Origin of the sequence: Microbacterium sp. oral taxon 186 str. F0373, from assembly GCF_000411455.1 — a bacterium.
Taxonomy (GTDB): Bacteria; Actinomycetota; Actinomycetes; order Actinomycetales; family Microbacteriaceae; genus Microbacterium.
This window is the reverse complement of sequence record NZ_KE150457.1, coordinates 1,468,980-1,493,038: the sequence shown is the minus strand read 5'-3', so window position 1 is coordinate 1,493,038 and position 24,059 is coordinate 1,468,980. Positions and strand designations below refer to the sequence as shown.

General features: G+C 70.7%; 26 protein-coding genes and 1 pseudogene. 15 read left to right on the top strand and 12 right to left on the bottom strand.

What is annotated here, in order from left to right:
• Positions 1-106: 106 nt before the first annotated feature.
• Positions 107-1,123 (bottom strand): ABC transporter substrate-binding protein, encoded by a 1,017-nt coding sequence (locus tag HMPREF1529_RS07000; RefSeq protein WP_016464281.1) that lies wholly within the window; start codon positions 1,121-1,123, stop codon positions 107-109.
• 193 nt (positions 1,124-1,316) lie between these two features.
• Positions 1,317-2,288: a LacI family DNA-binding transcriptional regulator gene (locus HMPREF1529_RS06995; RefSeq protein ID WP_232212077.1), complete on the bottom strand. Its 972-nt coding sequence runs from the start codon at positions 2,286-2,288 to the stop codon at positions 1,317-1,319.
• Positions 2,289-2,489: 201 nt separating this feature from the next.
• Here HMPREF1529_RS06995 and HMPREF1529_RS06990 point away from each other — a divergent pair, with 201 nt between their 5' ends.
• Positions 2,490-3,347: an alpha/beta fold hydrolase gene (locus tag HMPREF1529_RS06990; RefSeq protein ID WP_232212076.1), complete on the top strand. Its 858-nt coding sequence runs from the start codon at positions 2,490-2,492 to the stop codon at positions 3,345-3,347.
• A gap of 30 nt (positions 3,348-3,377) precedes the next feature.
• On the opposite strand, the gene HMPREF1529_RS06985 is transcribed toward HMPREF1529_RS06990, so the two are convergent.
• The 4 genes from HMPREF1529_RS06985 to HMPREF1529_RS06970 form a co-directional block, all read right to left on the bottom strand.
• Complete coding sequence (locus tag HMPREF1529_RS06985; RefSeq protein ID WP_016464278.1) at positions 3,378-3,626, bottom strand: hypothetical protein; 249 nt, start codon at positions 3,624-3,626, stop codon at positions 3,378-3,380.
• Positions 3,623-3,862 (bottom strand): hypothetical protein, encoded by a 240-nt coding sequence (locus tag HMPREF1529_RS06980; RefSeq protein WP_016464277.1) that lies wholly within the window; start codon positions 3,860-3,862, stop codon positions 3,623-3,625. Before HMPREF1529_RS06980 ends, HMPREF1529_RS06985 begins: the two co-directional genes overlap by 4 nt.
• A gap of 98 nt (positions 3,863-3,960) precedes the next feature.
• Positions 3,961-4,272, bottom strand: a complete 312-nt coding sequence (locus HMPREF1529_RS06975) for a GNAT family N-acetyltransferase (protein ID WP_016464276.1) — start codon at positions 4,270-4,272, stop codon at positions 3,961-3,963.
• 56 nt (positions 4,273-4,328) lie between these two features.
• A complete protein-coding gene (locus HMPREF1529_RS06970; protein WP_016464275.1) occupies positions 4,329-4,910 on the bottom strand; it encodes a hypothetical protein in 582 nt (193 codons plus the stop codon).
• A 403-nt stretch (positions 4,911-5,313) separates the two neighbouring features.
• Here HMPREF1529_RS06970 and HMPREF1529_RS06965 point away from each other — a divergent pair, with 403 nt between their 5' ends.
• The 4 genes from HMPREF1529_RS06965 to HMPREF1529_RS06950 are packed head-to-tail and all read left to right on the top strand — an operon-like array spanning position 5,314 to position 7,882.
• Positions 5,314-6,051 carry a winged helix-turn-helix domain-containing protein gene (locus HMPREF1529_RS06965; protein ID WP_005049740.1) on the top strand — a complete coding sequence of 246 codons (738 nt, stop codon included), beginning with the start codon at positions 5,314-5,316 and terminating at the stop codon, positions 6,049-6,051.
• Between the two features lie 56 nt (positions 6,052-6,107).
• Positions 6,108-7,076: a DNA-3-methyladenine glycosylase family protein gene (locus HMPREF1529_RS06960; protein ID WP_016464274.1), complete on the top strand. Its 969-nt coding sequence runs from the start codon at positions 6,108-6,110 to the stop codon at positions 7,074-7,076.
• A gap of 28 nt (positions 7,077-7,104) precedes the next feature.
• Positions 7,105-7,323 carry a hypothetical protein gene (locus tag HMPREF1529_RS06955; protein WP_005049738.1) on the top strand — a complete coding sequence of 73 codons (219 nt, stop codon included), beginning with the start codon at positions 7,105-7,107 and terminating at the stop codon, positions 7,321-7,323.
• A 22-nt stretch (positions 7,324-7,345) separates the two neighbouring features.
• The gene (locus tag HMPREF1529_RS06950) at positions 7,346-7,882 is read left to right on the top strand and encodes a Pr6Pr family membrane protein (RefSeq protein WP_016464273.1); all 537 of its coding nucleotides are present in this window, start codon (positions 7,346-7,348) and stop codon (positions 7,880-7,882) included.
• Positions 7,883-7,996: 114 nt separating this feature from the next.
• On the opposite strand, the gene HMPREF1529_RS06945 is transcribed toward HMPREF1529_RS06950, so the two are convergent.
• Together HMPREF1529_RS06945 and HMPREF1529_RS06940 are read right to left on the bottom strand one after the other, a co-directional pair.
• Complete coding sequence (locus HMPREF1529_RS06945; protein ID WP_036282796.1) at positions 7,997-8,827, bottom strand: aldo/keto reductase; 831 nt, start codon at positions 8,825-8,827, stop codon at positions 7,997-7,999.
• Between the two features lie 26 nt (positions 8,828-8,853).
• Positions 8,854-9,666 (bottom strand): Cof-type HAD-IIB family hydrolase, encoded by an 813-nt coding sequence (locus HMPREF1529_RS06940; protein ID WP_016464270.1) that lies wholly within the window; start codon positions 9,664-9,666, stop codon positions 8,854-8,856.
• A 117-nt stretch (positions 9,667-9,783) separates the two neighbouring features.
• Here HMPREF1529_RS06940 and HMPREF1529_RS06935 point away from each other — a divergent pair, with 117 nt between their 5' ends.
• The 4 genes from HMPREF1529_RS06935 (at position 9,784) to pgi (ending at position 14,622) form a co-directional block, all read left to right on the top strand.
• The gene (locus HMPREF1529_RS06935; RefSeq protein WP_016464269.1) at positions 9,784-11,130 is read left to right on the top strand and encodes a sensor histidine kinase; all 1,347 of its coding nucleotides are present in this window, start codon (positions 9,784-9,786) and stop codon (positions 11,128-11,130) included.
• A complete protein-coding gene (locus HMPREF1529_RS06930; protein ID WP_016464268.1) occupies positions 11,118-11,774 on the top strand; it encodes a response regulator in 657 nt (218 codons plus the stop codon). Before HMPREF1529_RS06935 ends, HMPREF1529_RS06930 begins: the two co-directional genes overlap by 13 nt.
• Positions 11,771-12,637, top strand: coding sequence for a hypothetical protein (locus HMPREF1529_RS06925; RefSeq protein ID WP_016464267.1), 867 nt, complete (start codon positions 11,771-11,773; stop codon positions 12,635-12,637). The genes HMPREF1529_RS06930 and HMPREF1529_RS06925 overlap by 4 nt, the downstream gene beginning before the upstream one ends.
• A gap of 305 nt (positions 12,638-12,942) precedes the next feature.
• Complete coding sequence (gene pgi, locus HMPREF1529_RS06920; RefSeq protein ID WP_016464266.1) at positions 12,943-14,622, top strand: glucose-6-phosphate isomerase; 1,680 nt, start codon at positions 12,943-12,945, stop codon at positions 14,620-14,622.
• A 279-nt stretch (positions 14,623-14,901) separates the two neighbouring features.
• On the opposite strand, the gene HMPREF1529_RS06915 is transcribed toward pgi, so the two are convergent.
• Positions 14,902-15,453, bottom strand: a complete 552-nt coding sequence (locus tag HMPREF1529_RS06915) for a helix-turn-helix domain-containing protein (protein WP_005049727.1) — start codon at positions 15,451-15,453, stop codon at positions 14,902-14,904.
• Between the two features lie 65 nt (positions 15,454-15,518).
• Between HMPREF1529_RS06915 and HMPREF1529_RS16285 the strand changes: the two genes are divergently transcribed.
• From HMPREF1529_RS16285 to HMPREF1529_RS06900, 3 genes are all read left to right on the top strand, one after another.
• Positions 15,519-16,487, top strand: coding sequence for an NAD(P)/FAD-dependent oxidoreductase (locus HMPREF1529_RS16285; protein WP_016464265.1), 969 nt, complete (start codon positions 15,519-15,521; stop codon positions 16,485-16,487).
• A 36-nt stretch (positions 16,488-16,523) separates the two neighbouring features.
• Positions 16,524-17,099 carry an SAM-dependent methyltransferase gene (locus HMPREF1529_RS16280; protein ID WP_016464264.1) on the top strand — a complete coding sequence of 192 codons (576 nt, stop codon included), beginning with the start codon at positions 16,524-16,526 and terminating at the stop codon, positions 17,097-17,099.
• A 103-nt stretch (positions 17,100-17,202) separates the two neighbouring features.
• Positions 17,203-17,562 carry a hypothetical protein gene (locus tag HMPREF1529_RS06900; protein WP_005049724.1) on the top strand — a complete coding sequence of 120 codons (360 nt, stop codon included), beginning with the start codon at positions 17,203-17,205 and terminating at the stop codon, positions 17,560-17,562.
• Between the two features lie 266 nt (positions 17,563-17,828).
• Here the strand turns inward: HMPREF1529_RS06900 and HMPREF1529_RS06895 are convergent, their stop codons facing one another.
• Positions 17,829-18,551, bottom strand: coding sequence for an NRDE family protein (locus tag HMPREF1529_RS06895; protein ID WP_016464263.1), 723 nt, complete (start codon positions 18,549-18,551; stop codon positions 17,829-17,831).
• A gap of 63 nt (positions 18,552-18,614) precedes the next feature.
• Between HMPREF1529_RS06895 and coaBC the strand changes: the two genes are divergently transcribed.
• Positions 18,615-19,820, top strand: coding sequence for a bifunctional phosphopantothenoylcysteine decarboxylase/phosphopantothenate--cysteine ligase CoaBC (gene coaBC, locus HMPREF1529_RS06890; RefSeq protein ID WP_016464262.1), 1,206 nt, complete (start codon positions 18,615-18,617; stop codon positions 19,818-19,820).
• A 105-nt stretch (positions 19,821-19,925) separates the two neighbouring features.
• Here coaBC and HMPREF1529_RS06885 read toward each other — a convergent pair whose 3' ends face one another.
• Positions 19,926-22,040 (bottom strand): glucose PTS transporter subunit IIA, encoded by a 2,115-nt coding sequence (locus HMPREF1529_RS06885; RefSeq protein WP_016464261.1) that lies wholly within the window; start codon positions 22,038-22,040, stop codon positions 19,926-19,928.
• 278 nt (positions 22,041-22,318) lie between these two features.
• On the opposite strand from HMPREF1529_RS06885, the gene HMPREF1529_RS16400 reads away from it, so the two are divergent.
• Together HMPREF1529_RS16400 and HMPREF1529_RS06875 are read left to right on the top strand one after the other, a co-directional pair.
• Positions 22,319-23,242, top strand: coding sequence for a lytic transglycosylase domain-containing protein (locus tag HMPREF1529_RS16400; RefSeq protein ID WP_016464260.1), 924 nt, complete (start codon positions 22,319-22,321; stop codon positions 23,240-23,242).
• Positions 23,243-23,309: 67 nt separating this feature from the next.
• Positions 23,310-23,849: an NUDIX domain-containing protein gene (locus HMPREF1529_RS06875; RefSeq protein WP_016464259.1), complete on the top strand. Its 540-nt coding sequence runs from the start codon at positions 23,310-23,312 to the stop codon at positions 23,847-23,849.
• Positions 23,850-23,888: 39 nt separating this feature from the next.
• On the opposite strand, the pseudogene ykgO reads toward HMPREF1529_RS06875, so the two are convergent.
• A pseudogene (gene ykgO / locus HMPREF1529_RS15600) lies at positions 23,889-24,008 on the bottom strand (type B 50S ribosomal protein L36); the annotation flags it as partial.
• Positions 24,009-24,059 lie beyond the last annotated feature (51 nt).

Below are 24,059 nucleotides of genomic sequence, written 5' to 3'. Positions count from 1 at the left end.
GGGTGGGCTCGCCCGTGCAGGGCGGATGGCGGGACGGGGACCGCCGCAGGTGGCGATCCCCGTCCCCGTTCTGTCCGAGCGGGCTCGGGGTGACTGCTGCTCGTGCTTAGAAGCCGAGACCCTGGTCGAGCGCCTTCTGGGCCGCCTCGGGCGAGTCGAACGTGGCGCTCTTGACGATGATGGTCGAGTCGACCTTCTCGCCCGCGAGGGCCTTCTTCACGGCGTCGACCGCGTCGGTGCCGAAGAAGGGGTTGTACTGGGCGACGAAGCTCAGGTCACCCTTCGCCAGCGCCTCCAGCGCGCCCTTGGTGCCGTCGATCGTCGCGATCTTGACGTCGGTGCCGGGCTTGAGGCCCGCCGCGCTCACGGCCTGCGCCGCGCCGATGCCCATCTCGTCGTTCTGGGCGAAGATGAACTGGATGTTGTTGTTGTTGGCCTTGAGGACCGTCTCGATGACGGACTTGCCCTCGTCGGTCTTCCAGTTGGCCGTCTGTGCGCCGACCTTGTTCCAGCCCGACTTGCCGGCGATCGCGGCGTCGAAGCCCTCGTTGCGCTCGTTGACGACCGACAGGCCGGGAACGCCCTCGAGCACGAAGTAGTTCGCACCGCTCGGGAACGTCGTGGCGGCCCACTCGCCGACCGAGTTGGCGACCTGCTTGTTGTCGGGCGCGATGCGCGTGACGTACAGGTCGGCGGAGGCGTCGACACCGCGGTCCAGCAGGATCACGGGGATGTTGGCCTCCTTGGCCTTCTTCAGCTCGTCCTCCCAGCCCGATGCCTCGGTCGCCGTGAGGAGGATGACATCGACCTCGTCGTTGACGAAGGTCGAGAACGCGTCGAGCTGCGACTTCTGGTCGCTGGGGCTGGCCGCCGGAGCGTACTTGAGGTCGAAGCCCGCGTCCTTGGTGAACGCGTCCTTGATGGCCTGCTCGTTGGCGTTGCGCCAGCCGCCCTCGGGGCCGACCGCGACGAATCCGACCGTGATGGGCTTGTCACCACCGGCTGCGGCGCTGCCGCTGCCGGCGGGCTCTGCGCCACCCGAGCACGCGCTCAGCCCGACGACCATGGCGCCGGCCGCTGCGACCGTGAGCAGTCCACGGAATCCGCGCTTGCTGATGTCCATTCTTTCTCCTCCTTGAGAGTCCGCCGCGACGGTTGCGGTGGATGTGTGTGGTGCCCCGGGGGGCGCATGGGATGCTGCACTCCGATTGTGCGCGCTAACAATTCCCGAGCACAAGTGGCATCGACTCCCCCGAGCCTTTCGTTACTCTTTTGTTACCGCGAACAGTGACGCCCCGCGGCGGAGGAAGACAGCCTCAGCGGACGGCGGCTGCGGTCGATGCGCGCAGCACCAGCTCCGGGGCGATCAAGGCATGCATCGCGGTGTCGTCCCCGTCGATGGCGGCGATGATCAGCCGGAGCGCGAGGGCACCGAGAGACGCGAAGTCCTGCCGCACCGTCGTCAGCGGCGGCAGGAAATGACGGGCGTCGGGCAGGTCGTCGAATCCGACGACGCTGATGTCCTCGGGAACGCGTAGGCCCCGTTCTACGAGGCCGTGCACGGCCCCCAGAGCCATCTGGTCATTGGCGGCGAAGACGGCCGTGGCCCCGGCGAGCTGTCGGGACCGTCCGATCTCATAGCCGCGGTCAGAGGTCCAATCCCCCTGCACCATCGGACCTTCCCCCAGCCCTGCCGCCTCCAGCTCATCGCGCCACCCCTGCCAGCGGGCGCGCGCGTCGTACCAGTCCAGGGGACCGGCGACGTGAGCGATCGTGCGGTGGCCGAGTCCGATGAGGTGCGCGACGGCCATGCGCGCGCCGGTGTACTGGTCGACGGCCACCGTGTGCAGGTGGGGATCGGGCTCGGCCTTGATCACGAGCGTGGGCATGTTCGAGCTGTGCTCACGGAACAGCTCCAGCGCCGACGAGCGCGGCGCGATGACGCACAGGGCGTCAATGCCCTGCGCCACGAGATCGGCGATGCCGGTCGAGATCGTCGCGGCATCCTCGTCGGACGTCGAGAAGACACTCACCGAGTACGCGCTCGCGCGGGCGGCCTCCTCGATCGCGCGCAGGGTGCTGTTCGGCCCCCACTGCACCGGACTGTCGACGAGAACACCGATGCGCATGGACTTGCTCGTCGCGAGGGCGCGAGCGATGGAGCTGCGCGTGTACTGCATCTCGTCGATCGCCTGCAGGACGCGCACGCGGGTGGATTCGCGGATGTTGGGATGACCGTTGAGCACGCGCGAAACGGTCATGTGCGAGACGCCGGCGTGATTCGCCACGTCGTAGATACTGGGTTTGGCCCACCCTCGGCCGGACTGATCAGCCATCTGCGCCTTTCCCCTGGCAAGCTCCGCACCGACGTTGCGTCGACGTGACCGTTCCGACGGAGTCCTCACGCGCTCAGGAGCGGATGCCTCATCGTTTCACACTCCATCCGCCGGGAGCCGTCGGCACGCGCCGCGCATCACTACTCTCGATCCATGCACTGCGCCGACCGAACGCCCGAGTCTCCCGTGGATGCCGCCGCGGAGGCAGTCTCGCAGCTGACGGATGCCGTCGATCGCGCGATCGACGAGATCACGGGCGTGCCCACCGATGCCGGGCGCATCGAGGTTTTCGCACACGGCGGCGCGAGCGTCGTGGCGGAGCGTCGCGGCGATGCCGCGTCGGCGTGCACGGTGGTGCTGGTGCACGGGATCGGCATGGGCCGCAAGGTGTTCGCAGATCTGGTGCGCCACCTGGAGAACGAAGCGCTCGTGGTGGCCCTGGACCTGCCCGGCTACGGCGACGCCCCGGAGCCGACGCGCACGCCCACGATCGAGCGCATGGCCGACCTCGTCGCGGCGTATCTGCGCCATCTGGGACGCGGTCCGGTCGTGCTGCTCGGGCACTCGATGGGCACGCAGGTCGTCGCCGAAACCGCGGCCCGACACCCCGACACGGTCGACCGCCTCGTCCTGGTCGCCCCCACCGTCGACCGCCATCGCCGCCGCGCGCTACGTCAGCTGTGGCGCTTGGCGCGCGATCTCTGGGGAGAAAGCCCGAAGGTGCTGCTGCTGGGTGCCCGCGAGTATCTGCGGGCGGGACCGAACCTCCGGCGCAAGATGCGGGCGATGCTCACCCACCGCCCCGAAGCCGCCTACGCTCGGGTCTCGGCACCCACCCTCATGGTGCGGGGCGAATCCGACGTCGTCGTTCCCCCCGAGTGGTTCGATGAGGTCGTCGCCGCCATCCCGGACTCGCGCGGCTTCGTCGTCGAGGGCCACCGTCACGAGACGCTCATCCGCACGGCGGAACCGACTGCCCGGGAGCTGGGCCGGTGGCTGTCGGAGCAGTGACGCGCGTCGACGGGCGCCCGCCGCGTGCGCTCAGTCCGCGGATTCGTCCGCTGCGAGCTCGGCGATCAGCGCGAGGATGACCTCCTCCTCGGCGGGTACCCCGGTCTCGGCGAGGCGACCGCGAACGGCCTTGTCGACGGTGGCCGCGTTCTGACCGGCGACGTCGGCGCGCAGCTGGGCGATCAGCCCATCGAGGCGCTCCTGATCCGATGTCGAGTGAAGGTCGAGACGGGGCTCATCCTGCGCCCCGTCTGGCGTGGTGTCGTCCGCGTCGCTCATCGCAGCGCCTCCTCGTCCTCGTCGTCGCTAGCCTGCTCGTCGGTGCGCAGGTCGGGATCGAGTCCGGCCTGGATCTCCGCGCTCTCCACGAACCCGTCGGGCGCACCGTCCACGGCTTCTCCGGCTCGCTCGGAGGCCGCGCGCGTCTCGTCATCGGCGACGTCCCCGCTCTCCCAGCCTCCGGCCGGTTCGGCATTGACCACGCCGTCCGGGAGTTCATCTCGATCGGTGCTCATGGCTTCTCCTCACATCGGTCGTCCCCACTGTGCGGGGCCGTGCGGCGACCGGCCAGACCCTTGACGGGGCCGGCGGCGGGAAGCTAGGAGACGATCGGTCACGCCCCTCGCGGAGGCGCCAACAGCGACCGGCGCTCGGGATGCGCCGCGAACCAGTCGGCGACATACCAGCACACCGGGCTGATGACGCGATCGCCTCGAGCGGCGACGTCGTCGACGGCCCGGGAGACGACCTCTGCCGCGTAGCCGTGACCCCGGAAAGTCGGCACGGTGTACGCCCGCGTCATCGCGACGGTGCGGCCGTCGTCGCGGTAGTCCAGCGCGCTCACGATCTGCTCCCCTCGGCGCAGCGTGTAGCGCGACGCGTCGGGCTCGTTGCTGAACGACAGCTCGTCGGCGGTTTCTGTCATATCTCTACGCTACGCCGGGGCGCAGGGGGCGGGGCGGGGATGGGACGGGCGCGGGGCTACGCCGCGGGACCGGCGGCAAGCGAGCGCACCCAGTCGTCGACCTCGCGCTGGCCCCGCAGCCGCCGCACGGGGTCGCCCGCGGTGATCCGTGCCTCCATCCGCCGGCGCATGCCCGGATAGCTCGTCCAGGCCCAGCGGATGATGTTGTCCTCCGGCTCCCATTTCAGCCACGAGCGCACGCTCTCGCGGTTGCCGTGCCAGAGCTCTTCGCGCAGGATGCCGCGACGAAGGGTTCGCCGGAGCACCCGCCACATCACGACGCGACGCGGGTGGTCGACCCACACCACGACGTCGGCCCCGCCGGCGGTACCAGGCTCCATGAGACCGCCCAGCCGTGAGTTCCAGTTGCCGTCCGCGACCCACCCCTCGGGGTGCGCGGCGAGGAACGCTCGCACGCGTCCCCGAGCCTCCTCGAGGTTGCGGTAGGTCCACCCCGCATCCCAGAACACAGCGTCCAGTTCGAGCCGGGCGATATGCATCCGCGCCGCGACGTCCTCCGCCAGCCGCGACTTGCCCGAGCCCGAGGTCCCGACGATGCGGATGCGGGCGGGCGGCGTCGTCGGGGCGTTCACGACCATGCACTCTGTCACATTCCGTCATCTTGTGACGGCGGCATCCGTGCGGTTTGACACATCGCGACGCGATTCGTCATAATCAGGCCCATGACTGACAACGCACGCACTCTGTCCGCCCTGGAGGCGAACGGACATGCCGGCATCATGATGATGCCGCGCGTTGCCATGTGTTGCCGAATGTGCCACTGACGGTGAACCCCGCCGGGTGCGCCCGCCGACGCTGACCCACCTCCGTCAGCCGGCCGCCACCCCCCGAGCACCGCGCCGCGCACAACGCGAACGCCGGCTGTCTCGCACAGGCCCTCGCATCCCATCCGATGCGGATCTCGCACCGGGCCTCACGCAACACACACCCGAACCCGCTCCTGGGCCGCACGCCCCGGGTTCCGCCCCGAAGGACATTCCCGTGTCGAACACCGCTCTTCTCGCCTCGCCCGCTCCCGTCCGTCACCTGCGCGCCGTCTCGGACGTGCCGCAGCGTCCCGCCGTGGCCGCCCCGGCCGCGAGCGCGGCGACCCCCGCCACCGGCACCGTCCCGGTCGGCACCGCGCCGCGCGGCTTCGCTCTCTACGTCGGCATCGACGAGGCGAAGGCGGCGGCAGACGGCGTCTCGCTCTCCACGCTCGTCGAAGCTCTGCGCCGCACGCTCGGCGAACTCGCCCCCCACGCCGAGACCTATGCCACGGTCGCCCTGGCCCCCGCGTCCGCCGGTGGCCGTGACGTCGACGTCGTGCGCCTCGCGCTCCACGAGCCGAGCGCCGTCGCCCGCACGAAGCAGGACGAGCCCGAGGACGACCACGTTCCCGGAGGGGTGACGATCGACATCTCCCGCCGCCGCGTGCACATCGAGGGCGAGACCGCGCAGCTCACCTTCAAGGAGTTCGAGCTGCTGCAGTACCTCGTGCTCCGCGAGGGCCGCACGATCGAGCGTGCCGAGCTGGTGTCGTCGCTCTGGAGCCACGCGGATGCCGAGGAGGCACCCGGCGAACGCACGATCGACGTGCACGTGCGCCGCCTGCGCTCCAAGCTCGGCCGCTACGAGGACATCGTGCGCACCGTCCGCGGCATCGGCTACCGCTTCGACCGCCACGCCGACGTCGTCATCCGCTATGGCCACGGCGCCCCCTCGCCCGACCGCTTCTGATCCGCATCCACGCCGCGCGCGTCGGGATGTCGGAGGCCCTGACATAGGGTGACGGCATGACCACGCGGGAGAGGATGCCGCTGCGCGCTGCGCCGCCGGCGACACGCGACCCGCGTCAGCCTTCCCCTCGACCCCTCGAAAGCGAGTACCGGCCGCGCGTACCCACCGACGTCGCGCGCGCCGTGCGCCCCCAGCAGCGCGGCGCGCATGATCCGTCGCAGCTCGAGCACCAGGGTGTGATCTGGCGGGCCACGCGCACGCCCGAGGGTGTTGCGACCCTGGCGTTGCGCATCGACCGCGACCGCGTCCGTGCCGCGGCCTGGGGGGCCGGTGCCGCCTGGACGCTGGAGCAGCTGCCGCGACTGTGCGGCGCCGACGACGACCCGGCCGGTTTCGAACCCCACCGACATCCGCTCATCTCCGACACCCATCACCGGCATGGCGATCTGCGGCTCGGTCGCACCGACCTCGTCTTCGACGCGCTGATCAGCGCCGTGTTCGAGCAGAAGGTGACGGGGCTGCAGGCCTTCGGCGCCTGGCGGATGATCCTCACCTGGTGCGGCGAGCGCGCACCTGGCCCGACGCCCCGGCCGATGTTCGCGCCCCCGGCCGACTGGCACCTCATCCCGAGCTGGACGTGGCACCGCGCCGGACTCGAACCGCCGCAGTCGCGGACGATCGTGCAGGCGGCCGCCCGGCGCACCTCGATCGAGCGGGCCGCTCGCGACCCGGCATCCGCCGACAGCGCCGTGACGGGCCTCCGCGGCATCGGGGCGTGGACCAGCGCGGAGATGCGCATCCGCGCCTTCGGCGATCCCGATGCCGTCAGCGTCGGCGACTACCACCTCTCCCACCAGGTGGGCTACGCCCTGACCGGTCGCCGCGTCGACGACGACGGGATGCTCGAGCTGCTGGAGCCCTGGCGTGGGCACCGTCAACGCGTGATCAGACTGATCGGGCTGAGCGGCCGGCTCGAACCGCGCCGCGGTCCCCGCTTCGCACCGGAGGACCACCGCGGGCGATGACACCGGGCCGACCTTCTACGCTGGTGCCATGCCCCACAGAGGATGGCCACGCGGCCGCATCGGCTGGTTGATCGGAACCGTGGTGCTGCTCGGCGCGGGAGTGCTGTTCGGACTCATCATGCAGAACGTGCTGCTCGGCGTGCTGTTGGCCGTGATCGTCTCGATCGGCTGGCTCATCGCGTACGAATCGTGGCGCGGACGCACGCCTGAGCTCGAGGACCCGTGGGACGACGGCGCGCAACTGTGAGCGTGAGCCCTCACACGAGCGAATGATCGCGCGCTCACGCATCCTCGCCTTCGGCTACCGCGCCGTGGCGGCGCTCGTGATCGTGATCGGCATCGCCCGCGTGTCGGGGCTGTGGACGGCGAGTCCCAACTGGTCGGCCTTCCTGTACTACACGGTGCTGAGCAACGTGCTGTGTCTGGGATGGATGGTCCTTTCCGCCCTCGCCACACTCCGCGATGCGCAGCACGACGGCTGGAGCGGAACGTCGACCCCGTCGCCCCGGGCGGCGGCGGCGGTGATGCAGACGATCACCGTCACGATGCTGATCTACCTCTTCGTGCTCGCGCCCGCGCTGTTCACCCAGCCGGGCACCTACCGGCCGTTCACCCTCACCGACAATCTCGTCCACATCGTCACGCCGATCCTCGACTGGGCGCTGTTCGTCCCCAAGGGTCATCTGCGCCGCCACGACCCGCTGCTGTGGGTGCTCATCCCGTTCGCGTATGTCGCGTTCGCGTACACCTACAGCGCGGTCGGGGCCGGCTCGCGGGCGGCACGAGCGTGCCGTACCCGTTCATGAACGTCGCGAAACACGGGGTCGGCGGCGTCGCGCTGTGGATCGGCGGGCTGACCGTGGGGCTCGTCGCGGTCGGCTATGTCGTCGTGGGATGCGACCGCCTGCTCGCGCGGAAGCTCACATCTCCTCGTGCGTCTCGGGGTCCCCGCCCCACAGACGACCCCGCTCCAGGGAGCTGAGTGCCGCCATCTCGTCATCGGTCAACGTGAAGCCGAAGACATCCGCATTCTCACGCTGACGCGCCGGCGTCGCCGACTTCGGGATCGGGGTCGAGCCGAGCTGGGTGTGCCAGCGCAGCACGGCCTGGGTGGGCGTGACCCCGTGCGCGGCGGCGACATCGGCGACCACGTGCTCGCCGAGCAGCTCGCTGCGCCGGGCCAGCGGACTCCAGCTCTCCGTGCGGATGCCGTGAGCGGCATGGAAGGCGCGCAGCGCGGCCTGGGGGAAGTACGGGTGCATCTCGACCTGATTGACCGCCGGCACCACGCCCGTCTCGTCGATCAGCCGGGAGAGCATCGCCGGCGTGAAGTTGGAGACACCGACCGAGCCGACCTTGCCCTCGCTTCGCAAGTCGACCATCGCGCGGAACGTCTCGACGTAGCGGCCGACGCTGGGATTCGGCCAGTGGATGAGGTAGAGATCGATGCGCTCCAGGCCGAGACGCTCAAGGGAGGCGTGGGCGCTGCGGATCGCCTGGTCGTAGCCGTGGTCGCGGCCCGGGATCTTCGTCGTCACGATGAGCTCGTCGCGAATGCCGCTGCGGCGGACCGCCTCGCCGACCTCGGTCTCGTTCTCGTAGTTCACGGCCGAGTCGAGCAGGCGATAGCCCGCGCCGATGGCCGCCTCGATCGCGGCGACACCGTCCTCGCCCTGCAGTTTGTAGGTGCCGAAACCGAGCTCGGGAAAGGACGTGCCGTCGTTGAGCGCGACCGTGGGGATCATGACCATGCCTCCAGGCTACGCCCGGCGCACGCTCACGGTGCGATCAGCTCCTCGATGACCGTCAGCACCCCGGCATCCGCATTCGAGGGCGCCCGGAACCGCGCGACGGCCGCGACATCCGGGTGGGCGTCGGCCATGGCGTACGACCAGTGCGCGGCACCGAGCATCTCGAGATCGTTGAGGTAGTCGCCGAACGCGGCGGTCTGCTCGGCCGTCACACCGAGCGCATCCTGCAGCGCTCGCAGCGCGACCCCCTTGTTGACGGTCGCGTTCATGATGTCGACCCAGTGGTGACCGGAGACGACGACCCGGTGGGTCTGGGCGAGATCGGCGAAGGCGGGCGCGGAGTGCTCCTCTCCGCCGTCGAGGTCGTAGATCGCGAGCTTGAGGATCTGATCGTCCACGGTGAGCAGATCGGCCACGACCTCCCGACGCGCGTAGTACTTCTCGACCTCCGCGAGGAAGCGAGGAGCGGTGTCCTCGACGTACGCCGACCTCTTGCCGCACAGCACGAGCCCGGCGCGAAGGGTCCCCGCCGCGACAGCGTCGCGCAGGCGCGAGACGACGGATGCCGCGACCGCCGGATCCACCGCGTCGGAGCTGACCTCGACGTCGCCGCGGACCACATACGCGCCGTTTTCGGCGATGTAGTCGAGCTCGCCGTCGACGGCGGCGAACGTCTGCTGCAGCGTCGCCAGCTGACGACCGCTGGCCGGGGCGAACGCGATGCCGCGCTCGCGCAGCCGGTCCAGCAGCGGCCAGAGTCCGTCGGGCACCGATCCGTCGGGCCGCAGCAGCGTCCCGTCCATGTCGACGGCGATCAGGCGGATGTCGCGGACGCTCATTCCTCCATCCTCCCGCACGCCCTCCCTCGGCGCGGAGCCGGCCGGTGGGGATAACCCCACCCCGATTCGGGGGACCGCTCCCTGCGTCCGCGCCGTGGCGCGCCCTAGCGTGGAGTCATGTCAGAGACCGCCGCCCTGCCCCCGGCATCCGTGCCACACGCCGCACCCCCGCCGCCTGCGTCAACGGTGCCGGCCCGCCGTATCGGACTTCTCGCCCATCTCGGCGCCATCGCCCAGCTGGCGGCGATGGGGCTGGCGGGCACCGCGATCTTCAGCCTGCTCCTGCTGCTGTTGAGCCTCGGCGTCGGGCTCCTCCCCGCTCTCGGGGTCGGGGCGTTGTTCCTGGTCGCGTTCCTCTACGCGACGTGGGCCACGGCGTGGCTCGAGTACGCACGGGTCGACGGCCTCTACGGCTACGACCTGCCCGCGCTGACGGTGCGCCACAGCGCCCAGCCCGGGTTCTCCGGATGGCTGCGGACGCTCTGGCAGCAGTTCACCGACGGCCCCATGTGGCGCGGCGTCGCCTCGGCTGGCATCTCGACGATCCTCGGACTCATCGTGCTGCCGATCGTCGGGGCGCTGTCCTCGAGCGTGGTGCTGCTTTTCGCACCGCTGATCGGCGAGGATGCCGCGCGCATCCCCGCCACGGATGTGCAGATCGGCATCGAGGCGGCCATCCCGGTCGGCATCGTGGGCATCATCGTCAGCCTCGCGCTGCTGATCGGCGCTGCGCTCCTGCATGCGGTGCTCACCCGGGCGGTCCTCGTGCCGAGCCGTGAAGCGGTGCTCGTGGAGCAGGCCCGCGCCGCCGGCACGCAGCGCGAGAGCGCGGTGCGCTCCGGCGAACTGGAGCGCACGCGCATCGAACGCGACCTCCACGACGGCGTCCAGCCGCGACTCGTCTCGGTGGGGATGACGCTGGGGCTGGCCCAGCAGAAGATCGACAGCGATCCTGCCGCGGCCAAGGCGCTGATCGACGAAGCCCACACCTCGACCAAGGCGGCGATCACCGAGCTGCGCCAGCTGGCCCGCGGCATCCACGCCTCCGTCCTCGACGACCGGGGCCTGGATGCCGCCCTCAGCGCCCTGGCCGCACGATCGCACGTCCCCGTGACCCTCGACGTGCGTCTGCCCGATGCCTCCGGGGACCCGTCGAATCGGTGCAGCCGCACGGCCGAGGCCGCGGTCTACTTCGCCATCGCCGAGTCGCTGACCAACGCGGCCAAGCACTCGCGGGGCAGCGAGGTGCGCGTGACGGTGCGCCGACGCGATGGCGTCGATCAGGGCGCGCCGATGCTCTGGGCACGCGTCGAGGACAACGGTGTCGGCGGTGCCCGCGTGCTGCCCGGCGGCGGCCTCGACGGCATCGCGCATCGGATCGCGGCAGCCGGCGGGGTGAGCCGCCTCGACAGCCCCCACGGCGGTCCGACCGCTCTGGAGGTGAGTGTGCCGTGCGCATCCTGATCTGCGAGGATTCCACCCTGCTGCGCGAGGGTCTCGTGCGCCTCCTCGACGACGCCGGTCACGAGGTGGTCGCCGCGCTCCCCGACGCCGGGGCGCTGATGGATGCCGTGGCCACCTCCACCCCGGATCTGTGCATCCTCGACGTGCGCCTGCCGCCCACGTTCACCGATGAAGGCATCCGCGCCGCGGTGCACCTGCGCGCCGCACATCCGGAGGTGGCCGTGCTGGTGCTCAGCCAATACGTCGAGGAGCGGTATGCGGGCGAGCTGATCAGCACGCAGTCCGCGGCGCTGGGCTACCTGCTGAAGGATCGCGTGGCCGATGTCGGCGATTTCCTCGATGCGGTCGAACGCATCGGCGCGGGCGCCACCGTCCTCGACCCCGAAGTGGTCGCGCAGCTGCTCACCCGCCGCGGACGCGACGCACGCATGGAGCGGCTGACCGAACGCGAGCGCAGCGTGCTGGCGCTGATCGCCGAAGGCAAGAGCAACCAGGCGATCGCACAGACGCTGTTCGTCACCGAGGCGAGCGTCGAGAAGCACATCACCTCGCTGTTCCAAAAGCTCGACCTCGAGCAGGACGAACACGGCAACCGACGGGTGCTGGCCGCCCTCATCCACTGGGAGAACGGAACGAACCGATGACCACCACCCTCACACCGCCTCCGCCGACCGCCGGCGCGGGCGGGCCATCCGCCGGCCGTCCCGACGGACCGCCGCGTCCGACCGGCCCACGCCCGGCGGCCCGCGTCGTGGCGATCCTGACGATCGCGCTCGGCGCCGCCCTGATCTTCGGCGCGTTCGCCACCTCGGCGCTCGGCGCGATCGCCGGCGCCGCGCGCGGCAGCGGCACGCTGACGGCGGATGCCGCGGACGTACGCGCCCTCACCGTCGACGTGGCCGCCGCGGATCTGAGCATCGTCTACGGCGGTGACCGCGCGTCGCTGGAGGTCGACGGTGCCGTCGCGGACTGGCGCCTGCGTCGCGACGGCGATCGGCTCGTGGTCACGACGCAGCGTACGTGGTGGAGCGCGATCCGCCCCTTCGGGCGCAGCGACACCGCGGTGCTGACCCTCCCCCGTTCGCTGGAGCGGGTCGCCCTCGACGGCGATCTCACGCTCAGCGCCGGCGCGCTGCGGGTGCAGGGCACGTACGGGACGGTGGACGCCACCGTGAGCGCCGGATCGATGGAGCTGTCTGGGCGAGCGGCAGCGCTCACCGCGGACGTCTCCGCCGGGCGACTCGTCGTGGATCTCGCCGGAGTCGATCGCGCGGGCTTCAAGCTGAGCGCCGGGTCCGTCGAGGGCAGCCTCACCGGGTCCGCGCCCCGGACACTGACGGCGGACCTCAGCGCGGGCCGGCTCGCTCTCGTGCTGCCCGACGCGACCTACGCCGTGTCCACCGACGCCGCCGCCGGGGACGTGGAGAACCGTCTGCGCGTGGATCCGGATTCGCCGCGGCGGATCAGCCTGACGGTCTCGGCAGGGTTCGCCTCGCTGCGATCGTGAGGACGGGACCGTTTCCTGGCAGGACGGTATGCGAACGATATGCACTCGGCGGACGTGCCTCCGGTCGTGACCTGGCCGTTATAACGTGAGTCATCGCCGAATCCGGACACCGACTCCATGAGCCGGAGGAGGCGACGCAGGACTCTCCCCCTGCGAATGCGGTGCAACGGATTGCAGGGCCGGTCGTCCTCTCGGACGGCCGGCCCACCGTCGTTTCCGGGGCTCGCGCATCGATCTCGTCCGGCCATGCCTTTCTCACAGGACTCGCGTCTGCACACCCGGCTCGCGGACGCTAGCGTAAAGGCGTGAGCACTCCCATCGACGCCACCCGCACTCCCGCCTGGGCCGATCTGTCCGCACGCGCCGCGGATTTCGCCCCCGACCTCCGCGCCTGGTTCGCCGACGACCCGACGCGGGTCGAGCGGCTGACCTTCGACGCCGCCGACCTGCACGTGGACCTCTCGAAGAACCTCGTGGACGACGGCATCCTGACCTCGCTCCTGGCCCTCGCCGACGACGTGCACCTGGCCGATCGCCTCGCGGCCATGTTCCGCGGCGAGCACATCAACACGACGGAAGACCGCGCCGTGCTGCACACGGCGCTGCGACGCCCGGCCGGAGCGACGCCCGAACTCGTCGTGGACGGCCAGCACGTGGATGCCGATGTGCAGGCCGTGCTGAACGCGATGAGCGCTTTCGCCGATCGCGTGCGCTCGGGCGCGTGGAAGGGTGTCACCGGCAAGACGGTCACGCACGTCGTCAACATCGGTATCGGCGGCTCCGACCTCGGTCCCGCGATGATCTCGACCGCGCTGGAGCCGTATGCGACCGCGGGGATCAGCGCGCGTTTCGTCTCGAACATCGACCCGTTCGACCTGGCGCACAAGACGAAGGACCTCGACCCCGAGACGACGCTGTTCATCGTCGCCTCGAAGACGTTCACGACGCTGGAGACGCTCACCAACGCGCGTCTCGCGCGCGACTGGCTGTGGACGGGCCTGGCCGCCGCCGGGGCGATCGACGGCTCCGACGCGCAGAAGCAGGATGCCGTCGCGCACCACTTCGTCGCGGTCTCGACCGCCCTCGACAAGGTGGCCGACTTCGGCATCGACCCGGCCAACGCCTTCGGATTCTGGGACTGGGTGGGCGGCCGCTACTCGGTCGACTCCGCCATCGGCCTGTCGCTGATGGTCGAGCTCGGACCGGACGCGTTCCGCGAGCTTCTCGCGGGCTTCCACGCGATCGACGAGCACGTGCGCACGACCCCGTTCGCGCGCAACGTGCCGGTCCTCATGGGCCTGCTCAACGTCTGGTACACGAATTTCCTCGGCGCGCAGTCGCACGCCGTGCTCCCCTACGCCCAGCAGCTCAGCCGCTTCGCCGCGTACCTGCAGCAGCTGACCATGGAGTCCAACGGCAAGCGCGTGCGCTGGGACGGCTCGCCGGTCACGAGCGACACGGGCGAGATCTTCTGGGGCGAGCCGGGCACCAACGGTCAGCACGCCTTCTACCAGCTGATCCATCAGGGCACCCGCCTGATCCCGGCGGACTTCATCGCCTTCGTGAACCCCGCGTACGACCTGAACGACGGCGGCCGCGACGTGCACGGCCTGTTCCTGGCGAACTTCCTCGCGCAGACCAAGGCTCTCGCCTTCGGCAAGACGGCGGAGGAGGTCGAAGCCGAGGGCACCACCGGCGCGCTCGTGGCGGCACGCACGTTCCCCGGCAACCGCCCGACGACGTCGATCTTCGCGCCGGCGCTGACCCCGCGCGTGCTCGGCGAGCTGGTCGCTCTGTACGAGCACATCACCTTCACGCAGGGTGTGGTCTGGGGCATCAACTCCTTCGACCAGTGGGGCGTCGAGCTCGGCAAGCAGCTCGCCCTGCAGATCGCCCCGGCGATCGAGGGGGACGAGGCCGCGACGGCTGCGCAGGATGCCTCGACCCAGGCGCTCCTGTCGTACTACCGCACGCACCGCGGCTGACGCGGCCCGCGCCCCCGATCCGGAGTCCCGGATCGGGGGCGTGACCCGCGGCATCCCGCCGCCTCACACAACCGATCGCGACACCGATTCCCACGAGTCCCGCGGCACCCGCAAATCGGGGTCCCTATCCGCGGCATCCCACCGGCTCACACAACCGATCGCGACACCAACTCCCGCCAGTCCCGCGGCACCCGCAAATCGGGGGCGCAACCCGCGGCATCCCGCCGCCTCGCACAACCGATCGCGACACGCATTCCCGCGGGGTGTGCCTGCGGCCGGTCAGGGCAGGCGCGTGTGGAAGCGCTCGCCGGCGGCGCTGAAGATGCTCAACACCTCGGCGGGGCCCTCGGCGGTGGCACTGATCGAGTGCGGCAGACGGGTGTCGAACTCGGCGGCCTCCCCTGGGGTGAGCACGTGCTCGCTGCCGTCGAGGGCCAACCGCACCCGTCCGCTCAGCACGTAGAGCCACTCGTAGCCCTCGTGGATGCGCGCGGCGGGCGCGGCATCCATCGGCGGATAGACGATCTTCAGCGCCTGCACCGGGGACTGCTCGAGCGTCAGGGGCGCGATGACCATGCCGTCGCGGCGCTCCACGGCGCGGTGCACACGCGGGTCCGGCGTTTCGGTGGGAAGCAGGTCGTCGATGCGGATGCCGAGTCGACGCGTCAACGGAAGCAGCAGCTCGAGGGAGGCCTGCCGCTTGCCCGACTCGAGCCGTGACAGCGTGCTCACCGAGACGCCAGCGGGTCTGGCCAGCTCCTCCAACGTCCAGCCGCGCGCCTGACGCGCCGCGCGAAGACGAGCGCCGACCTGATCCAGCGTGTAGGGCACGCCTCTAGTTTGCCAATTGTGCAATTCAGATTGCAATAGGCGTCGCCGCCTTCCACAGTGGAGGCATGCAGAACAGAGAGTGGGATGCCGTCGTCATCGGCGGCGGCGCGGCCGGTCTGAGCGCCGCGCAAATGCTGGGGCGTGCACGCCGACGGACGCTGGCGATCGACGAGGGCAGCCCGCGCAATCGCTTCGCCGCGCACGTGCACGCCGTGCTGGGGCACGACGGGATCGATCCGCAGGCGCTGCTCGCACGCGGACGTGACGAGCTTGACCGCTACGGTGTGCACGTCGAGAAGGGCGCTGTCGCCGACATCCGTGATGAGGGTGCCGTGCTGCGGCTGACGCGCGTCGATGGCACCGTCGACACCGCTCGTGCGGTCATCATCGCGACCGGAGTGCGGGACGAGCTCCCCTCTGTCGCGGGGCTCGACGAGCTGTGGGGCCACAGCGTGCTGCACTGCCCGTACTGCCACGGCTTCGAGGTCGCCGGCGCTCGGCTGGGCGTGCTCGCAACGTCGGCGCTGAGCATCCATCAGATCGAGCTCGTGCGCCAGTGGAGCGCCGAGGTCACCGCGTTCACCGCCGCGATCGAGCCGCTCGACGAGACCGTCCGCACGCGGCTGCGCTCACGCGGCATCCACATCGTCGACACGCCCGTCACCGCCGTCCGCGCCCACGACGGAGCGCTGCGCGCCGTGCAGGATGCCGCGGGCGTCGCACACGAGGTCGATGCGCTCTTCGTCGCGCCGAGCGTGGTCGTCGACATCGCGTTCGCCGACGGTCTCGGTCTCGCGCGCCATGACGAGCCCGGCTCACCCCTCGCGGTCGACGGGCGGGGTGCGACGTCTCATCCGCGCGTGTGGGCCGCCGGCAACGTCGCAGCCCCGCACGGGAACGTGCCCGTGGCGATGGCGACCGGCTCGATGGCCGGGGCAGCCGTCAACGCCGCGCTCGTCGATGAGGACACCGAGTTCACCGTCGCCGCGAGCGCCCGGCGGCGCGCCGTCGAGTGGGAGCAGCGCTACGCGTAGCGCGACAGCGTCTGGTCCGGACGGGTCAACGCGGCCGTGGCCGACGTCACCGCCGATCTCGAGGCGGGCACCGCCCTCGAGATCGGCTGCGGCGAGGGAGCGGATGCCGTGTGGCTCGCGGAGCGCGGATGGCGTGTGACCGCGGTGGACCTCTCCCCGACCGCGATCCGGCGCGCCAGGGCGGTAGCCGCCGAGCGGGGCCTGAGCGACCGACTCTCGTTCGTCGTCGGCAGCGGTGCCGACGCTGCCCCGCCCGGGACGTTCGACCTCGTCAGTGCCAGCTTCCTCCACTCGTGGGACGAGGACTTCCCGCGGATCCCGCTCCTGCGCGCGGCAGCCGATCGCGTTGCGGGCGGCGGCCACCTTCTCGTCGTCTCCCACGCCGCCGCGCCGCCCTGGTCCACCGGCCACGGCGACGGTCACACGCCCCGGCTTCTGCCGCCCGAGGAGGAGCTGCGCCTGCTCGCGCTCGACCCCGACGCGTGGGAGCACGTGCTCGTCGAGACGCGCCGCCGCGAGGTGACGGACCCCGATGGCCGACCGGCAACGCTCGAGGACGGCATCCTGCTGCTGCGTCGGCGCCCGGAGCGGACTCAGATCACGGACGCCTGACGGGTGAGAGCGCGACGATAGCTCGCCTCCAGGCGCGGACGCAGGAAAAGCACCATCGGATACGCGAGCACACCGCGCACACCGGCGGGAGGGAAGCCTCGTGATGGACTCCGACGCGGCCGCTCGCGGCCTCGCGGCGCTCCGGGCCGTCGCCGGTCCCGGCCGTGACCTCGAGTTGGCAGCAGCCATGCAGGCCGCTTTCTACCGCGACGGCAAGAGCCTCTCCGAGGTCAGCACCTACGCGGATATCGCCGTCGCCCACGGACTCGACGCCCAGGACGTCGTCGCGCACCTGTCAGACCCGCAGGTCGCGGAGCTCGCCCGTCGCGAGCAGGACGAACTCGCCGAGGCCGGCACCCACAGCTACCCGATGCTGCTCCTGCGGCGAGGCGACGGGTTCGTGCAGGTCGGCGGCCCCACCTCCTCGGCGTCGCAGCTGCGAGCACACATCGACGCCGCCTGACCGCCGTCACATCGACGAGAAACCAGTTCCGACGCGAGAAACACCCCACCACATGGTTTCTCGTGGTGGCTGTGGTTTCTCGCTGTCGGACGCGGAGGCGGCCTCCGCGAGACCCAGGGGTCAGCAGAACGCCTCGCGGGCGCGCCATCCACAGCTCGGCGCCGTGGCGTGGCGGTACCATCACGTTCGCGGGTGGGTTGGTGTCGCCACGGGGATTCGAAGCGAGCACGAAGGCGCTCGCGAAACCCGCATCCGGGCGGCTGTGGTCAGTGCAGGTGCGGGCGGTTCCAGCGTCCCGGCTCGTCGAACTCGGCGTACCGCGCCTCGACGCCGTCGGGTCCCAGTGAGACGGCGCACACCAGCAGCGACAGGGTCGGGTAGCCGAAGGGTCGGTTGTCGCGGACGATCGCCCGGTCGTCGGTGGAGCCCACCGCGCTCGTGCGCTCGAGGGTGTCGAGCCAGGGCTCCCACCACCGTGCGTGGGCGGAATCCGGGGCGGTGAAGGCATCCCGCCACGCCGCGATGCGTGCCGTCGCCTCGTCGTCGACGTCGTCGTGCGCGATCATGTGGATGCCCGGAGTCAGGTCCACGCGCCGCAGGGCGCCGCCGTCCCACATGGTGACACGGGCGCCGGCTGCCGTCGCTTCGACGAGGTTGAACCCCTGCGCATGCGGTGGACTGTCCGGGGTGCGGCCGGCGACGGCGTCGAGGACGATCCGGCCGCGGGAGACCGGCGGCTCCGCCTGCCCAGTCGGGTCGGCGACCAGCACGTCGGCGCGGTTGAGGATCACCGCGACGCGGCCGGCCTCGGCATCCACCGCCAACCACGCGCCACCGGCACGACGGTCGCGCACACCCTTCACCCCCGGAAGCTCGGGCCACCACGCGCCGAGCGGATCCCAGGTGCGCTGCGGATCCTCGTCACGGACGGCGAGCAACCGTACGGGCGCGCCGTCGTCGTGCGGGACGTGGACGATGACGGTACACACGGTGCTCGTGACCTCTCCGTCCGTTCCTCGTGCCCGCGCCGGCGGGCGTGGGAGGATCGGACCATGTTCGTTGTCGTGGGCGTGACGGGCGGCATCGCCGCGTACAAGACGGTGCACCTCGTGCGCGCCCTGGTGACCAACGGACACGAGGTGCACGTTGTTCCCACGGAGGACTCGCTGCGCTTCGTCGGGACGACCACGTGGGAGGCCGTCAGCAGGAATCCTGTCACGACGAGCGTGCACGACGACGTCTCACGCGTGCGCCACGTGACCCTGGGCACCTCCGCGGACCTCGTCGTCATCGCCCCGGCGACCGCGAACACGCTCGCCAAGATGGCCGCGGGGATCGCGGACGAACTGCTCGGCGTCACCCTGCTCGCCACCACCGCTCCGGTGGTCGTGGCCCCCGCGATGCACACCGCCATGTGGGAGCATGCGGCCACGCAGGCCAACATCGCCACCCTCCGCGCCCGCGGCGTGCACGTGGTGGGACCGGCCGACGGTCCGCTCACCGGCGGCGACAGCGGGCCGGGGCGCATGGTGGAGCCCGAGGAGATCGTCGCGGCGGCGCTGGCCGTCGCCGCCGCGCGTCCGGCGGATCTCGCGGGGCTGCGCATCGCCGTGTCGACCGGCGGCACGCGCGAGCCGATCGATCCCGTCAGGTTCCTCGGCAACCGCTCCAGCGGCCGGCAGGGGGCCCAGCTCGCCCTGGCCGCCGCCGATCGGGGCGCCGAGGTCGTGCTCGTGGCGGCACACGTGGACGAGGGCGTGTTGGATGCGGCATCCCGCCACTCGCGCATCGCCGTCGTCCACGTGAGGACGGCCGCTGAGCTGCAGGCGGCGATGACGGATGCCGCGGCCACCGCCGACGTCGTCGCGATGGTCGCCGCGGTCGCGGACTTCCGCGTCGCGGAGGTCTCGCACGAAAAGCTGCGCAAGGAGGACGGCGTGCCGCGGCTGGATCTCGTGCCGAACCCCGACATCCTGGCGGGCATGGTGGCGGCGCGGCGGCCGGGCCAGACCGTCATCGGGTTCGCGGCCGAGACGGCGGCGGACGACACCGAGCTGCTGGGGCGCGGGCGCCGCAAGCGGGAGCGCAAGGGCGTTGACCTGCTCGCGGTCAACCGCGTCGACTGGGACCACGGCTTCGAGACGACCGAGAACCGCGTGCTCCTGCTGGATGCCGCGGGCTCGGTGGTCGCGGATGCCGCGGGCTCCAAGCGCGTCGTCGCCGACGCCATCTGGGACGCGGTCGCCGCGACCCGCTGACGGCGGGGGTCACCGCGTTTCGACTCGTCGCTGCGCGCCTCGCTCAACGACCGGGGGAGGCCTCCCCCGGTCGTTGAGCGAGAACAGCGAGTCGAAACGCCGCGGTCAAGCCTTCTTCTGCACGTCCAGCAGCGGCGATCCGTGCGTGACGGGGCCGAGGGCGACCGGGTCGACGGTGTCGAAGGTGTCGCCGTTGAGGACGATGACCGGCGTGATCAGCGGATAGCCCGCCTTCTCGATCACGGCCCGGTCGAAGGTCACGAGCGGCGTGCCCGTCTCCACCCGGTCGCCGTTCTTGACCTTGACGTCGAAGCCTTCGCCCTTCAGGTTGACGGTGTCGATGCCGACGTGGATCAGCACCTCCGCGCCGTTGTCCAGCTGCAGACCGAACGCGTGTCCGGTCGGCTGCGCGGCGACCACGGTGCCGGCACCCGGCGCGTAGACCGTGTCTCCGGTGGGCTCGATCGCGACGCCGGGGCCCATGACGCCGCCCGCGAAGACGGGGTCGGGCACCTGGTCGAGGGCGACGACGGTTCCGTCCAACGGTGAGGCGAGCTGGATCAACGCACCGACGGCATCCGGACGCTCTGCGACCGCGGTCGCGGTCGTGGCCGCCGTCGCCTCACCGGCGACACCGGCGAGCTCCGCGCCGCCGGCGACGGCCGGGATGGTGTCGCGCGCCGTGCCCGGGGCGACCGATGCGGCACCCGCCGTGGCCGCCGCAACCGCCGCGCCGGCGGGCTCCGGGTTCTTGTAGCCCGAGATGATGACCAGCACCATCGCGACGACGAACGCGCCGGCAACGGCGACCAGGTAGAGCCCGATCGGGTTGAAGGCGGGGATCGTCAGCAGCGAGGTGAAGACGAACGCCTGCGTCGTGATGCCGTGGGGAAGACCCAGCACCAGCGAACCGATGCCGATGATGAGACCGCCCGTGAGGCAGCCGACCAGCATGCGCGGATAGATCCGCTTGAACCGCAGATGGATGCCGTACAGGGACGGCTCGGAGATGCCGCCGAGAAGACCCGCTGCGAGCGCACCCGTCGCCGTCTGGCGCATCTGCTTGTCCTTCTCCCGCCAGGCCAGCACGAGCACGCCGGCGGTCGCGCCGAAGCAGGCGAAGTTCCACGCGCCCATGGGGCCCTGGATGAAGTCGTACCCGAGGGTCTGGATGTTCAGGAGCATGATCGCGTTGATCGGCCAGTGCAGACCCAGCGGCACCATGAAGGGGTAGGCGAGCGGAATGACGATCGCGAAGATGAACGGCGAGAACGTGTTGATCGCCGCGAGCGCGCTCGCGAGCCCGGCACCGACGTACACGCCGATCGGGCCGATGAGGAAGGCCGTCAGCGGGATCATGATGAGCATCGCCAGGAACGGCACGAAGATCAGCTGGATGTTCTCGGGGATGACCTTCTTGAGGCCCTTGTAGACGAGACCGAGCACCGCGGCCATCAGCAGCGGTGGGAACACCTGCGAGGAGTAGTCCGCGATGGGCATCGGCAGACCCCACACCTGCACGATCGCGACCTGCGCCTGCTGGAACCCGAACAGCGGCGTCTTTTCGACGCCCGTCGCGAGACCGGAGAAGCTCGGGAGCATCAGCACCGCCATGATCGAGAAGCCCACCCACGGGTCGGCCCCGATCTTCTGCGACGCGTTGTAAGCGACCATCAGCGGCAGGAAGACGAACACACACTGCCACATGAGGTTGACGAACGCCCACGACGGGTCGAGGGTGACGCCGGGGGCGTTCCAGGCCGGGATGACGTGGAGGGTCGCCATGAGCGCCATGAACGTGATGAACAGCGACGCGCCGAGGAGGGCGCCGAGGATGGGTCGGAACGAGTCCGAGAGGAACTCGAACAGCGAGTCGAGCCAGGCGTTGGTGCCACGGGGGCCCTTCGCGCGCTCGCGCGCCTTGATGTCGGCGATGCTCTCGTCCGCGCCGCCGCCGGCGGATGCGCCGCCGGCCATGACGGGCAGCGCCATGATGTCGTTGTAGACGGTCTGCACGCCGCCGCCGATCACGACCTGGAAACGGTCGCCGGCCTGCGGAACCGCGCCGAGCACTCCCGGAATAGCTTCGACGGCGGTCTTGTCGACCTTCTCACCGTCGTTGAGCTGGAAGCGCAATCGTGTAGCGCAGTGGGTCAGACTCGCGATGTTTCCGGGACCGCCGACGGCGTCGACGATCTCGGATGCCGAAGTGGATGCCATTTTTTCGCCTCTTTTTCGTTATGCGACGTCCTGTCGATGACGATCTGTCGCAGGCGACTCTATATCGCCGTCGGGACAGCGGACAGGGCCCGGACCGTGGCAAAAGGCCCGGAGGAAATGCGCCCCGACGGCCGGTTGACGTTCAGGGATCACTCAGGTTCTGCGCCGGGGATGTCCAGAAAACGTTGTGAAGCTGTGACCTTCGTGTCCACCCGAGGACGCACACCGCTCGCGCTCCGGCGCCTGGGCGGTGCTGATTCACCGGAAGTACTCTCTTTATGCCCCGTCTGCCTTACCGCCCCGTGACATCCGCCCTCCTCGGCCTCGGCCTCGTGATCGGCGCCGCCACGACCACCGCGGGGGCCCTGCCGGCCTTCGCTGCGAGCGATGCTCCCGCCGCCTCCACCGGCTCGGTCACCGTCGAAACCACCTCCGCACCGCTCAGCGCGATCACGGCCGGCGGCGTCACCGCCATGAGTGCCGCACAGAGCGCCGTCGCCGCCGCCGCGAAGGTGTCGATCGACATCTCGGCCTCCGGCCTCGACGTCGGCACCACCGCCACCACCGTCGACACCGACAAGCTCGGTGGCCTCATCACGAAGTTGCGCGCACTCGATGTGACGCCCGCCATGATGATCCCCACCCTTACCTCCGACGCGAAGGCCGAGACCGAGGTCGTCGCTGCCAAGACCGCGCAGCTGCGCGCCGCGCTCGATGCCGCCGTGCAGCGCAAGGCCGCCGAGGAGGCCGCTGCCAAGGCTGCCGCCGAGGCTGCGGCCAAGGCCGCCGCGGAAGCCGCCGCCGCGGCGGAAGCCGCCGCGAAGGCGAAGGCCGAGGAAGAGGCCGCCGCGAAGACCGCGTCGGTCTCGTCGCGTCCCGCGGTCGACGTCAACGTCGACCCGGCATCCGCCCAGGGCATCGCCCGCTCGATGGCTGCCGCCAACTACGGCTGGGGCGACGACCAGTTCGCCTGCCTCGTGTCGCTGTGGAACAAGGAGTCGGGCTGGCGTGTCAACGCCGCCAACAGCAGCGGTGCGTACGGCATCCCGCAGGCGCTCCCGGGCAGCAAGATGGCTTCCGCCGGCGCCGACTGGGAGACCAACCCCGCAACCCAGATCGCGTGGGGCATGGGCTACATCGCGGGCCGCTACGGCACGCCCTGCGGCGCATGGGACCACTCGGAGTCGGTGGGCTGGTACTGATCGCCACCGCCTGCTCGAACGGCCTGGACTCGGCGTCTGGGCCGTTCGCTCGTTCTAGGGTGGGCGCATGACGTGGCAGACGTGCGCATCGCGCACCGTGTACGAGAACCGCTGGATCCGCGTCGAGGAGAACGATGTCGTCGGCCCTCACGGCGAGGGCATCTACGGCGTGGTGGAGATGCAGCATCCCGCCGTGTTCGTCGTCGCCGTCGATGACGATGATCGCGTCTGTCTCGTCTCGCTCGAGCGCTACACCACCGGCCCCTCCTGGGAGGTTCCGGCGGGCGGCTCGGACGGCGAGGATCCTCTCGTCGCGGCGCAGCGAGAGCTCGCCGAGGAGGCCGGCATCACCGCGGCACGCTGGACGGCGCTCGGGCGGATGAACGCCCTCAACGGCATCGCGCGCGCACCCGAGTTCGTCTTCCTCGCGCAGGGCATCTCCCGAGGTGCGGATGCCGACGCCTCTCAGCACGAGGAGGGCATAGACGAGGTCCGGTGGGTCCCGTTCGCCGACGCGCTGCGGATGATCGCCGCGGGCGAGATCACCGACGGCGAGAGCGTCGCGGCGCTCGCGTACGCCGGCATCCACCTCGGCCGCTTCGCCTGAGCGTCCTGACGCGATCGGCGACCACCGCGGCGGCAGCGCTCACCCCTGCCGCCCCTTGAACCGCGGGTTCTGCTTGTTGATGACATAGACGCGGCCGCGCCGGCGAACGACCTGCGCACCGGGCTGTTCCTTCAGGGACTTCAGCGACGCTCGAACCTTATGAGATCTCCTTGTTGATAACTATTCTCAATAAGAAGCTAGAGTGAGGAC